Annotated in this window: 10 protein-coding genes and 1 tRNA gene; 7 read left to right on the forward strand and 4 right to left on the reverse strand. The window is 66.6% G+C overall.

All coding sequences use genetic code 11. The annotated features are described in order from the left end of the window. Nucleotides 1-87: 87 nt before the first annotated feature. The gene (locus L6Q96_18150) at nucleotides 88-642 is read left to right on the forward strand and encodes a hypothetical protein (protein ID MCK6556478.1); all 555 of its coding nucleotides are present in this window, start codon (nucleotides 88-90) and stop codon (nucleotides 640-642) included. 65 nt (nucleotides 643-707) lie between these two features. Here L6Q96_18150 and L6Q96_18155 read toward each other — a convergent pair whose 3' ends face one another. After that, nucleotides 708-1,952 carry an MFS transporter gene (locus tag L6Q96_18155; GenBank protein ID MCK6556479.1) on the reverse strand — a complete coding sequence of 415 codons (1,245 nt, stop codon included), beginning with the start codon at nucleotides 1,950-1,952 and terminating at the stop codon, nucleotides 708-710. Between the two features lie 116 nt (nucleotides 1,953-2,068). Between L6Q96_18155 and L6Q96_18160 the strand changes: the two genes are divergently transcribed. Beyond that, nucleotides 2,069-3,454, forward strand: coding sequence for an OB-fold domain-containing protein (locus L6Q96_18160; protein ID MCK6556480.1), 1,386 nt, complete (start codon nucleotides 2,069-2,071; stop codon nucleotides 3,452-3,454). A 23-nt stretch (nucleotides 3,455-3,477) separates the two neighbouring features. Next, complete coding sequence (locus L6Q96_18165; GenBank protein ID MCK6556481.1) at nucleotides 3,478-4,653, forward strand: acetyl-CoA acetyltransferase; 1,176 nt, start codon at nucleotides 3,478-3,480, stop codon at nucleotides 4,651-4,653. Nucleotides 4,654-4,783: 130 nt separating this feature from the next. Here the strand turns inward: L6Q96_18165 and L6Q96_18170 are convergent, their stop codons facing one another. Both L6Q96_18170 and L6Q96_18175 read right to left on the reverse strand, forming a co-directional pair. Then, the gene (locus L6Q96_18170) at nucleotides 4,784-8,263 is read right to left on the reverse strand and encodes a DUF11 domain-containing protein (protein MCK6556482.1); all 3,480 of its coding nucleotides are present in this window, start codon (nucleotides 8,261-8,263) and stop codon (nucleotides 4,784-4,786) included. Between the two features lie 30 nt (nucleotides 8,264-8,293). Continuing rightward, nucleotides 8,294-9,733 (reverse strand): VCBS repeat-containing protein, encoded by a 1,440-nt coding sequence (locus L6Q96_18175; GenBank protein ID MCK6556483.1) that lies wholly within the window; start codon nucleotides 9,731-9,733, stop codon nucleotides 8,294-8,296. A gap of 172 nt (nucleotides 9,734-9,905) precedes the next feature. Here L6Q96_18175 and L6Q96_18180 point away from each other — a divergent pair. The 3 genes from L6Q96_18180 (at nucleotide 9,906) to L6Q96_18190 (ending at nucleotide 11,881) form a co-directional block, all read left to right on the forward strand. Next, a tRNA-Met gene (locus L6Q96_18180) sits at nucleotides 9,906-9,979 on the forward strand. Nucleotides 9,980-10,251: 272 nt separating this feature from the next. Further along, the gene (locus L6Q96_18185) at nucleotides 10,252-10,677 is read left to right on the forward strand and encodes a hypothetical protein (GenBank protein ID MCK6556484.1); all 426 of its coding nucleotides are present in this window, start codon (nucleotides 10,252-10,254) and stop codon (nucleotides 10,675-10,677) included. Between the two features lie 622 nt (nucleotides 10,678-11,299). Next, entirely contained in the window at nucleotides 11,300-11,881 is a 582-nt protein-coding gene (locus tag L6Q96_18190) for a Uma2 family endonuclease (GenBank protein MCK6556485.1), read from the forward strand. Nucleotides 11,882-11,976: 95 nt separating this feature from the next. Here L6Q96_18190 and L6Q96_18195 read toward each other — a convergent pair whose 3' ends face one another. Next, nucleotides 11,977-12,150 carry a hypothetical protein gene (locus L6Q96_18195; GenBank protein ID MCK6556486.1) on the reverse strand — a complete coding sequence of 58 codons (174 nt, stop codon included), beginning with the start codon at nucleotides 12,148-12,150 and terminating at the stop codon, nucleotides 11,977-11,979. Between the two features lie 69 nt (nucleotides 12,151-12,219). Between L6Q96_18195 and L6Q96_18200 the strand changes: the two genes are divergently transcribed. Then, the coding region (locus tag L6Q96_18200) for a transposase (GenBank protein MCK6556487.1) at nucleotides 12,220-12,779 on the forward strand (560 nt) is incomplete at its 3' end.

Consider the following 12,779-nt stretch of genomic DNA (forward strand, 5'->3'; position numbering starts at 1 on the left):
AGTCCTTGATTTACCTGCGTCCTACCCCTCGAACTGTCGAAGTTGAGCCAGGCCCGAACGATCTACCCCGAAGGACTTGACCTCGCTATGGACACCCCCGCGAACCGATCGCTCGTCGAACGCTTCGTGCGTGCGGCGCTGCTCGATGCGAGCGTATTCGCCGAGGTTAGTGCCGACCGCGCGGCGACGATCCAGGCGTTTCTCGTCGTTGTCCTGGGCGGCGTCTGCAACGCCCTCGGACAAGGACGTCCGCTCGTTGGCGCGGGTGACCCGACGAGCCTTGCCGTCGTGTGGGTGGCGTGGATCTGGTGGACGCTGGTTGTACCTGTCGTCGGGTGGCTGCTGTGGACCCTCGTTGTCCGGGCTGGCGCCCGCGCCTTCGGCCATAGCGCCGGCGATCGCTCGCTCCTGTGCGCCCTCGGCTTTGCCAATGCTCCCGCCGCAGCACTCCTGCTGCGCATCCTCCCGGGCATCGGCACCGCCGTCTACGTCGTCGTATTGCTGTGGCTGCTCGCCGCTTCCGCCGCCGCCGTCGAGGCGGTGTTCGCTATTTCCCGCCGCCGAGCGGTCGTCATCGCCGTCGCCGGGTTCGTCGCATACTGGCTGGTCGGTCTCGGCCTGCAGACGTGGGCGACGGGGTGATCTGCGGCGGAACGGCGGGATACGGAGCACTTTCAACGGCCTCGCGCTGGACTCCGGACGCGGGACTAATGGTTCCGCCGCCCGTCTGCCGCCGCCTTCCCCCATACCGCCCCCGCTGCACCGACCAACGCGATCCCCGATACTGTGTACATCGTCACGTATCCGGCGGTATCGGCGATTGCGCCGAGGATCGGATTGGCGATCGTCACGCCGAGGTCGAACATCGCCGTGAACCAGCTTATCGCGCGGCCGCGATGCGCCGCGGCGACCTGTTCCATGGTCAACACGTTCAAGATCGGGAACGCGTAGCCGTGCCCCGCCCCACACACCGCGCCGACCGCGATGAGCGCGGTACGCCCGTCGGCGTGCGCCACCCATAGCACTCCGGCCGCCGTGACAACTAATGCCGGGATCAGGACGCGCCGCGGCCCGATCCGGTCCGGCAGCCGGCCGCCGAGCACCCGCACCACCACGGCGGCGGACGAATACGCCAGAAAGAAACTGCCGACGCTGCCACGGCCCGTCGACTGCGCGAACGGCGCGAGAAACGTGAACACGCTGTTCACGGCGACTGCAAACACGAACGTGATTGCCAGCGGAAAGAGCAGGGGGCGCATCGACAGGGGAACCGAAGGCCGATCCGCGCGGTGTGCCGCAGAGCGTGCCGGCATGGTCTCGGGCAGTAGAGCCGACAGCAGCAGCGACAGCGCCGCCAGTGCGGTTGCGGTCAGGAAGTACGCGTCGAACCCCGGACCGGCAATCAACCACTCGCCGAGTGCCGGACTGAGCCCGTTGGTCAGCATTCCGAAAACGCCGAACATGGCGATCCCCTCGGTTCGCCGCGCGATCGGCGTAATGTCGCTGGCGTACGTGAAGTACCCCGCGAACAGGGAGCCTGCGGCGAGGCCGTGCAGGATGACCAGAGCCGTGAAGGGCGCGCCGAGGCGATCGATCCACGCGAACCCGGCCCACGATACGACGTGTACGGCGCCGGCCGCCATCAGCACCCGTCGCCGGCCCTGCGTGTCGAGCAAGCGGCCGAGCGGGAAGCGCGCTGCCACGGCGGCCGCTCCGGCGAGCCCCGTGAACGCACCGATGAGGAAGTCGTTACCGCCCAGACTGCGGATGAATAGCGGGAAAAGAATGTACAACGCTCCGGCCAGGGCGCCGGTAAAGTGCACAGCGCACGCCAGCCAGAAGCGCGGTGTGAACAGGGCCACAGGCCCGGGCGGGATGGACGTCGGTGCTGGCGAGACGGCGGCAGTGTGCACGGGGTCCTCGGCGTAGCACCGGACCCGCGTCGATGCCATGCAGTTGCGTCCACGGGCGTTGAAATTCCCCGCCGTCCGCATGTAGGGTCGGCTCCCGTCGGCGCCGCTGATTGCCGGCTGTGCACACCGAGCGCCTGACCCAAGGGAGGTTCACCGTGGCCGGAATCGTCCGATACGGAAGTTACGTGCCCTACTTCCGCCTCACCCGCGCCGCCATCGGCGGTGGCAGGGGCGAACGCGCCGTCGCCAGTTACGACGAAGACGCCGTCTCGATGGCGGTGGAAGCCGCGCGCGACGCCCTGCGCGGCGGTGTTGCCGTCGACACCTTGCTGTTCGCGACGACCAGCCCCCCTTATGCCGAGAAGTTGAATGCGGCCACTATACAGGCCGCCCTCGACCTGCCGGAGACCATCGCTGCCGTCGAGCTTGGCAGCTCCAGTCGCATGGGTCTTGCGGCTCTGCTGCTGGGTCTCGATCTGGCCGAGGCAGGCCGGTCGGCGGTGGTCTGTGCGGGCGATGTTGTAGTCGGCGCGCCGGGCGGGTCGCGGGAGACTCAGGGCGGCGACGCGGCGGCGGCCTTCGTGACCGGGGGCGACGGCGATGCCGTGGCGCGGCTGCTCGGGCGGGCCTCGGCCACCCTCGAGATCCTCGACGTCTGGCGTCTGCCGGACGAGCGCTTTGCCAGGCAGTGGGAGGAACGCTTCAGCGCCGACATGATGGGTCCGGCCGTCGTGGACACTGCGAAGCGGGCGCTGCAGGCGGCGGGGGTCGACCCGGCGTCGTTGAAAGCGGTTGTGCTCGATGGCACCAACCCGCGCAGCCTGGCCGGTTTGCCGAAGGCGCTCGGCCTCGACCCGGCCCAACTCACCGACCCGCTTACGACGACAGTGGGCCGCAGCGGCGCCGCGCACGCGGGCTTACTGCTCGCCCGGGCCCTCGATGGCGCGCGGCCCGGAGACCGCATCCTCGTCGTTTGCGAGGCCGACGGCGCCGACGCCCTTGTCTTCGAAGTGACCGAGAAGATCGCCAGTGTGGCCCGGGGCCGCAAGGTGGATCAGTGGATCGCCTCGAAACGTAACGACCTTGCCTACAACACCTATCTCAAGTGGCGCGGCGTTCTGCCGTTCGAGCCGCCGCGCCGCCCCGATCCCGAACGTCCGGCCGCGCCGCCAATGCGCCGCGCCGAACGCTGGAAGATGGCGTTCGTCGGTTCGCGCTGTACCCAGTGCCAGACCGGCCATCTGCCGCCGCAGCGTGTGTGCGTGAAGTGTGGCGCCGTCGACAAGATGCGCGACGAACGCTTTGCCGACACGTCGTGCCGGATCGCAACGTACACGCTCGACCATCTGGCCTACTCGCTGCAGCCGCCGGTGGTGGCGGCGATCGTGGACTACGAGGGTGGCGGCCGGTTCGGCTGCGAACTCACCGACGTCGATCCGAAGGAAGTCGCCATCGGCAACCATCTGGAGATGAGCTTCCGTCGGCTTTATACGGGTCAGGGAGTGCACAACTACTTCTGGAAGGCGCGCCCGGGCCGCTAGGACGGGCAGGAGGGAATCCACCCATGGCCAGCAGGGGAATCAAGGACCGGGTCGCCATCGTCGGTATGGGCTGCACGCCGTTCGGCGAGCACTGGCGGAAGAGCGCCGACGATCTTCTCGTCGATGCCTTCGGAGATGCGTGCAAGTCCGGGGGCATAGAGTCGGGTCAGGTCGACGCCTACTGGTTGGGTACGTTCGGCAGCGGCATTTCCGGCCTCATGCTCTCCGAGGCTTTGAAGATCCCGTACAAGCCGGTGACGCGCCTCGAGAACATGTGCGCCACCGGCAGCGAGGCGATTCGCAATGCCGCCTACGCGGTTGCCTCCGGGGCGTACGATCTGGTTATGGCCATCGGCGTCGAAAAGCTGAAGGACTCCGGTTACAGCGGCCTGACCGTTGCCGGTCCGCCGAGCGACGGCACGCAATCTAACATGACCGCACCGGCGACGTTTTCGTTACTCGCCCCGGCGTACGCGAAGAAGTACGGCGTGTCGGACGACACGCTGAAGCAGGTGCTGGCGCGCATCGCCTGGAAGAACCACAAGAACGGCGAGCGCAATCCCAAGGCGCAATTCCGCAAGGAGGTGCCGATGGAAACCATCTGCAAGTCGCCGTCGGTGGCCGGCATGCTCGGCATCTTCGATTGCTCCGGCGTCAGCGACGGCGCGGCCGCGGCGATCCTCTGCCGAGCCGAGGACGCGCACCGGTACACGGACGCGCCGATCTTCATCAAGGCGCTCGCCTTCGCGGCGGGCCCGGCCGAGGGTTACTTCTCGCAGGACTACGATTTCACCACCTTTCCGGAGGTGGTCGCGAGCTGCACGGATGCCTATCGGCAAGCCGGTGTGGAGCATCCCCGGGAAGAGGTGAGCATGGCCGAGGTCCACGACTGCTTCACGCCGACCGAGCTGGTCCTCATGGAGGACATGGGCTTCTCGCGACGCGGGCAGGCGTGGAAGGACGTACTCGACGGGCGTTTCGACGGCGACGGGGTGCAGCCGGTCAATCCGGACGGCGGGCTGAAGAGCTTCGGCCATCCGATCGGTGCCAGCGGTCTGCGGATGATGTACGAGATGTGGTTGCAGCTACGGGGCGAAGCCGGTCCGCGTCAGATCAAGGCTCCGAAGCTCGGTCTGACCCACAACCTCGGCGGCGCCCCGGGCCGCTGCGTCAGCTTCGTGTCGCTGGTCGGGCGGTAGTCTCGCGAGGGGGGCCGGAGGTTGGGGGCACCGGAGCTGGGCGTCCGGCATGGCGAGGCTTCATGGCGGACAGGACGCCTGCAAGCCTGCGTCTCCCACCCGCCGGCGTGCGGTTGGAGCCTCCTACTTCCTACCTCGACCGCGCCCCTGGATCACGCACGACGGTTACGTTCGTAAAGGCCGAGGCGGTCTCACCCGAATTGTCGCTGGCCGTGGCGGCGGTCGTGATGGTCGAACCTACCACGGCATCCGTGTTGACCCGCACCGTTAGTTGGACGCCGACCTTTCGCAGCGGCGGGATCTTGCCCAGTCGCCACGTTGCCGTGGCACCGCTCAGTGACGATGGCGCCGGACTGCCGCCGACGAATGACACGCTTGTCGGTATTTCTACGGCCAACGCTACGTCGTTGGCGTCGAACGCCCGGTTGTTCTGCACATTGAACGTGTAACGGATGCGGTTGCCCGGTGCCGCCTTACGGACTGATACCATCGAGACGGACAGGGGAGTTCGCGGCACGGGTGAGCCGCGGACCAGGCCCGACCACTTGCCTTCGGCGAAGTTGCCCAACTCATCCGTGACGCTCACGACGTTTTCGAGGACGGTTCCGCGCTCGGTCGACGGGTCGAGCGCCGTCTGGAGCTGAATCAGTTTTGTCGCGAAACCCTCGATGCGCGGGAACAGCCAGGTGATGCGGTTGTTGGCGACCGTCGTTGGTGCCGGGCTCGATTCGAGGAAGGCGAGACCCGACGGTAGCACGTCGGTGACGGTAACGTTGGTGACGGCATCCGGCGTCTGATTGGTCACCCGCAGGGAGTACACGACGCCGATGTTGGTGCCGAGCTTCGGATTCTTGGGAGCGCCGATCACCTGCACGCCGTAAGGGGGCTTGATGTCTGTGAACACGGTCGCTTCCACGGCGGTGCCGGTGGCGCCGTTGGCGTCGGTAACGATCATCCACACCTGAGGCGTCCAGCCGGGGACCATCGCGGTGCCGTTAGCGTCCAGCGTCAGGTAGATCCGTCCCGCGCTTCGCGCCGGGAGGTTGCCGATCGTCCAGGTGTCGGCGGTTCCAGTATCGGGTGGCGGGTACGCGGAAATGAAATTGAGTTCCGTGTCCCAGATCGCCCTGACGACCACGCCGGTCAGGTCGTCGGGGCTCAGGTTGACGAAACTGAGCGCATAGACCACGGACGAATCCGGTTCAGCCGGATCCGGGTTGTCGTCGAGTGACGCGGTCAGAACGATCGGGTTGGCGACAACCGTGTCCTGGTATACGTTGGCGGCGTTGCCGTCGTCGTCCTCGGCGCGAACGAAGTTCCGCTGGATCGTGCCGGGTATGGATGCGAGATCGACCTCCATCTGAATGGCGATGCGCTTCGCCGCTCCCGGCGGCAGTAGCGGGATGGTCCACTTGTCGGTTGTGCCGGCATCGGCGCTAGGCGCGGCGCTGATTACCCGCATGTCGGGATCGAAGAGCTCGCGTACGACCACGTTGGTGAGGGGTTCCGAACTCCGGTTCGCGACCACCAGAGTGTAGGTGAGGGTCTCGCCCGGGAGTACGGGGTCGGAGCTATCGGCCTTGGTCAGGATTAGCGGCCGATCGACGCGGACACTGGCGGCGAGATCGGGACCCGTCACGGGCAGACTGCTATCCGAGTCGATGTTGTAGCCGGTAAGGATGACGAGGGTGCCGTTGGCGAGTCCTGCATCGATGCGGAGACGCAAGGATACGGCGCCCGAGCCACCGCGAGGCACGTCGGGGAGACTCCAGGTCACGGTCCCACTGCCGCCCATGCCGGGATCGCTCGTGGTTGCCGGGTAGGCCGAATCGAAGGTCGTCCCCGCCGCTGTGGTTGCTGTCAGGATCACGTTAGTGGCTGCACCGCCGGCGTTGGCGTACGAGATGATGTACGTCGCCAACTGGCCCGCCGCGAGCGGGTCCTCGTTGAGCACCGCGCTGACGTAAAGCCGCGGCGTCTCGGTTGGCGTCGCGGTCGGCGTTTCCGTCGGCGTCGCGGTGGGTGTCTGGGTCGGCGTCGCGGTTGGCGTCTCCGTCGATGTGTTCGTTGGCGAAGCGGTTGGGGTATTCGTCGGCGTGGCCGTCGGCGTGTTGGTGGCAGTGCTGGTCGGCGTTGCCGTCGGGGTGCTGGTCGGCGTGCCGCTCGGTACGAAGGTCGGCGTTGGCGAGTCGGTTGGCGTCGAGGTCGGTGTCGACGTCGCCGTGCTGGTGGGGGTCGGTGCAGTCGTAGGGGTATCGGTCGGGGTGCTGGTCGGAGTGTAGCTGAGCAGCGGGGTTGGGGTCGACGTTGGGGTTTCCGTCACCACTACGGTGGGCGTGGCCGTTGGGGTGTCGGTCGCCACTCCGGTTGGTGTCGCGGTGGGTGTCCGAGTTGCCGTGGCGCTGGCAGTGGCGGTCGGCAGCACGAGCGACACGGTAACCAAGCCGTTATTGCCCGTGACTGGCGAGAGATTCGCGCCGGTCGGGTCCTGTGCGATCAAGTTGCCGTTGGTCAGCAAGTAGTTGCCGGGCGGGGTCCCCGCCAGGATCCCGAACGTGCAGGTATACAGCAGGCCGTCGGGGATCGGGTCGCTATTGTAGCCGGGGCCTTGCACGAAGACGCGGACCGTCGTGGTTGTAAACGTGATCGAGACGATACTGGCAACCAGACTCTTGTTCGGGAGCGCCGGGTTGAGCACGCAGTTGCCCGGATTAAGGGTCAGGGCGGTATTCGGGAAAGTGATGTCGTTGCCGGTGCCGGCGACGCTGGTGCCGAGGGAGGAAAGGGTAACGGGGACGGTTACCGTACCGCCGGCGAGGCCGATGCCGGCGCCGACGTCAATGCGCACGCTTATCGTCGGGGTGACGGTTACGGTGGGGGTCGCCGTCGGGGTTACGGTCGGCGTCAGCGTCGGGGTTTCGGTGGCGGTGTCGGTTGGCGTTGGCGTTGCGGTCGGAGTTTCGGTCGGTGTGTCCGTTGCCGTTCCAGTCGGGACCGCGGTCGCGGTGTCAGTCGGAGTTGCGGTGACGGTGTCTGTGGGGGTGATCGTGGGGGTCTGAGTCGGCAGATTCGTCGGAGTCCCGGTCGGGGTGTCGGTCGGAGTGCTCGTGGGCACGCCGGTCGGTGTATCGGTTGGCGTCTGCGTTTGTGTTGCTGTGGGCACGCCGGTTGGGGTGTCAGTCGGCGTCTGCGTTGGCGTTGCCGTGGGCACGCCGGTCGGGGTCCCGGTCGGGGTCTCCGTGGGGGTTTGTGTCGGTACGCTGGTGGGAGTGTCGGTTGGGAATGCGGTCGGCGTGTTGGTCGGTGTGGCAGTGGGGACGGTTGTGGGTGTATCGGTCGGGGCAGGGGTGGCGGAGTCGGTCGGCGTGCTGGTGGGTAACTGGGTTGGGGTGTCGGTGGGCACGGCCGTCGGCGTATCGGTCGGGGCGATGGTCGGCGTTACCGTTGGGGTTTCGGTGGGCGTATCGGTCGGGGTAACGGTTGCCGTTTCGGTCGGGGTTTCGGTCGGTGTGTCCGTTGGCGTTTGGGCCAGAACGGGGCACGAGAAAACCACTACCGTGGCCGCGATAAGGGTGAGGCGTAGGAGGGCTCGCAAGGGGCGTGATGGCATCCGTCTGCACCTGGGTTGGTCGTTGAGGGCTCAGCTCCGCAGCCGCTGGATCGTCCAGGGGACATCCGCGGCGGTGACGGCCCGGGTCAGGCACCCGGAAACGCCGTCGAAGATGCGCGCGATGACCGTCTGCACGTCAAGGTGGTTACGCACGCCGTCACAGTTGTTGTCACCCGGCCCGGCCGGGGTCGGGGTACGGGTCGCCGTGAAGCTGGCTGTGGGGGTAGGCGACCGTCGCGGCGTGCGGGTGACCGTCGGGACGGGTGTGGGGGTGAACGCTGGAGTTGTGCCGTTCAGAACGACGGTGACACTCTGCGCGTCGGGGCCGAAGGTCTGGTCGTCCTGGTTGGGGGTAGCGAAGTCGAGCTTGCCGTCGCCGTTGAAGTCGGCGACCACGAGCGCCACGGGTCCGTTGCCGACGCGTACGGTTTCCAGTGGCTGGAAGGTTGCATCGCCCTGACCGGCCAGGATGGAGACGTCGTTGGACAGGTTGTTCGCGACAGCCAGGTCGAGTTTACCGTCGCCGGTGAGATCTGCGGCCACGATGTCGATGGGCAGCGCGCCGGCGGTGTAGCGCACCGGCTCGGCAAAATTGCGGGGGCTGATCTGCCGGAAAACGTAAACGCTACCGTCTCGCCGGCTGGCGACGGCGATGTCGGGTAGTGCATCCGAGTCGAAGCGGCCGACCGCGACGGCGGTCGGTTCGGCGACGTCGCCGACCGGTGCGGGAGGATCGAAGGTCAGATCGCCGCGGCCGTACAGCACCTGGACGGCATTGCCCGTGCTGCTGAGGACGACGAGGTCGGGTCGTGTTTCGCCGTCGTTATCGACGATAGCCGGCTGGAGCCGACTGGGGACAAGCGCGCCGAGGCCAACGCCTTGCGCGGACGAATACGAGAAGTCGGGGTTGCCACGCGCCAGGGCTACGAGCCCCTGTCCGTCCTCCTCGACGCTGCAAGTTGCGATGTCCAGTATCGCATCGTCGTTCAGGTTGCCGGCCGCTATGCACGTGGGGAAGAAGCCCATTGCAAGCCTGCGGGCGTTGTAGCGGTACGGTTGGCGGCTCTGATACAGGACGGCTACCCCGCTGAGGTCGTCGGTGTCGATGGCCCCAAAGACGAGGTCTGTGATCGGTTCGGCGTTGAACGCGCCGGCCGCGATGCTGGTCGGTGTGTACCGTTCGTCGAGTCCGAGCGGCGAGCCGCGCCTGAATACTCCGGCGCTATCGTTAGCCAGCACGGACACAGTGTTGTCCTCGTTCGCCGTTGCGAGGTCGAGCCCCGGCGAGCCGTCAAAGTCTCCCGCGACCAGACCTACCGGGGAGGTGCCGACCTGGTAATATCGGGGGTCGCCAAAGAGCGGCGCCGCGCCGGCTGGAGCGCCGATAACCGACGCGACCAGAACCGCGCCGGCGAGGTGTGTGAGTAAGGACCAGTTGTCGACTACGGCCCAGCACCAGGGTTTCCTCATAGTCTTTGAAGCTTGAATCGTCCTAAGTCGACGCAAGTTTTGCAATGGAAAACTGAATCTTCCGCTAATTGCGAAGGGTGCGCCGTCTTGCCGTGGCGCGGCGTCTGTGCGATTAGGTGGCGGGCCTTGGTGCACCGTCATGCCGGTGCGCTCCGGACGCAGCGGCCGATCCGGCGGCGTAGCTCAGTTGGTTAGAGCGAGGGTCTCATAATCCCTAGGTCCCCAGTTCGATTCTGGGCGCCGCCATTTCTTCCCCGCCACCTCTCAGCGCGGGCTTCGCCCGCAACCCATTGCGGAATGCGGATTGCGGAACTCATGAATCCGTCGTCCGCAATCCGAAATCCGCATTCCGAAATTCTTCGCACCATGAAACGAACTCGCCAACTAGTGGCTCAGCGCGGGCTGACGCCCGCAACCCAACATATGACCGAACGTGTCCAGGGGGGGGGCCTCGCCCTCCCCCGTCTGAATTTTCCGCGCCTTGACAGCGCCGGCGTTCCGGCGGGAGGATCGCGGCCATGACCGGTTGGCTGCTCGTTCACTTACTCGCGCTCGGAGTCTGGCTCGGTTGCGTCGGCGTCGAAGCCGTTATCGAGACCTTCGCGCATCGCGACGCGGCTTTGCGCGCTGCGGTGGCGCGCATGCACTTCTGGATCGACGCGCTGGTGGAAGTGCCGGCTTTCACGTTGGTTGCCGTGAGCGGGGTGGCGATGCTGCGGCTGGAGCTTCTGCACGGCGCCTACGCGACCATGGTGATCGCGGGAAGTGTCGCCATTGCGGTGAACCTCTGGTGCGTGCTCCCGGTGGTGCGCCGCAAGGTCGCGGCGGACCGCAACGACCCCCACGCGGTCGCGGCGCAGTCGCGCCTGGTCTACGTGGCGTTTGCGGTTGGCGTTCCCTGTGGCCTCCTGGCGCTGGTAAGCGGGGTGCTGCTCGCGTCGTGATCGATGCCTGGGAGCCGTTCCTGCGACGGACGCCTCAACTGAGGTTACGCCGGACCATGTGTGCCGCCCTCGACGTGTCGAGGCCGACGGAGGAGTATGGGTCCACTGTACCCGCCTTCCAACGGCCCGTGCATCTCGCCGGGGATGGAGGGGCCGTGATCCGGATGCGGATAGCCGGCATAAACGCCCTGTTTGCCATGATCCCCATACTCAGACGTTCCCACCCCTGCGAGCGGCCACGTGCAAATCCCGGACGGACCACTTATACGGCACCGTCGTCACCTCGAACACAGGGATCTCGGGAGTCCACATGATACGTCGACGGCGCGAGCCACCGCCGCATCAGACCACCGCCAGCACGTCCGGTTGCCGGTCGCCAACGTACTAGCGCGGTTGCGCACGGCCGTCGCGGATGGGTGTCTCGTCAGTTCTCTCGTCAGTTCGCATGGGTGTCTCGTCGGTTCCTCTCTCGTCGGTTCCTCAATCAGGATGGGCGCTGTAACCTACCGCGGCGTCGCGCAGGTCGTCGACGCCGCCCGGCAGGTCCCGGAATCGGGAGAGGTCCGCGGGGCGAGCACGATGAGCTTGGTGACCCGGCGCTCGACGTGGTAGGGGTAAGCGCGTGAGTCAGCCTGCGCGCTTCGCCCACTACACGTACGAAGACTACCGGCGCTTCGAAGAGGCAACCGACGCGAAGCACGAGTACCTCGACGGCCAGATCTTGGCCATGGCCGGCGGCACTCCTGAACACGCCGCCCTGGCCACCGCGCTGATCGGCCTTCTCGAGCGGGGACTTGCCGGCGGTCCGTGCTACCCGTTTTCATCGGACCTTCGCGTACGCGTGCACGCGACCGGTCTGGCCACCTATCCGGACGTGACCGTCATCTGCGGCGACCTGGATCGGGACCCGGAAGACCCGAACGCAGCGGCGAACCCCACGCTGTTAGCCGAAGTATCGAGTGCCAGCACCGAGGAGTACGACCGCGGCGAGAAGTTCGCGCATTACCGAAAGATCGGCTCCCTCCGCGAGTACCTGATAGTCTCCCACCGCGAGCGCCGCGTCGAGCGCTGGTGGCGCCGCGGGCCAGACGACTGGGGGCGAGAGAGCGCCGGCCGTGGTGAGGTCTTGCGCCTTTCCGCGCTCGGCATCGATCTGGACGTCGACGCAGTCTACGAACGTTCGCCGCTCACGCGAACGATCTGAGCACTGCTTGCGAAGCATACGTGGGTCCGGATCTGCCGTTGTGGCCTGCCTCGACGGTCAGCTGGCGGGGTTTTTCGCCACCCTTACGAGGCGGGCTACACAGACAAGACGCACCAGGCCAGGGGGCGCTTCATCGAGGCGAACTGACCCGTACCGCCGAAAAAGACGAAGACGAAAAAGACGAAGACACCCATGATTGGGGGGAGGCCGTCTGCCGGGAAAAAGACGAAGACACCCATGATTGGGGGGAGGCCGTCTGCCGGGCGCATCCACCAGCTCCGTCATGTAGCGTCGTATAGGGCCTTGACATTAACCCTATACACGTCCACACTCTCTCCGTGCCCAGCCCCCGCTACACGCAGATCGATATCGAGGCGACCCCGTACTACCACTGCATCAGTCGCTGCGTGCGCCGCGCCTTCCTTTGCGGCAGGGACCGCCTGACCGGATCGAACTTCGATCACCGCAAGGACTGGGTCGTCGAGAAGCTCGCCGAGCTCGCCGCCATTTTCGCCATCCGCATCTGCGCCTATGGCGTATTGAGCAATCATTTCCACCTCGTCGTGCGCATCGACAGCGGGCGAGCACGCACCTGGAGCGATATCGAGGTTGTCGAGCGCTACGGCCGGCTGTTTCGCCACCCGGTCGAGTCGTGGGAGCGGCTGCCGCCGGCACAGGCGGCCGACAGGGTCGCGCGCTGGCGGGCCCGGCTCGCCGACCTGAGCTGGTTCATGCGCTGCCTGAACGAGTCGATCGCGCGGCGCGCCAATCGAGAAGACCAGTGTACCGGGCGCTTCTGGGAAGGCCGCTTCCGCAGCCAGGCGCTGCTCGACGAGGCGGGGCTACTGACCTGCATGACCTACGTCGACCTCAACCCGATCCGCGCCGGCATGGCCGC

It is taken from the genome of Candidatus Binatia bacterium, from assembly GCA_023150935.1.
Taxonomy (GTDB): Bacteria; Desulfobacterota; Binatia; order HRBIN30; family HRBIN30; genus JAKLJW01.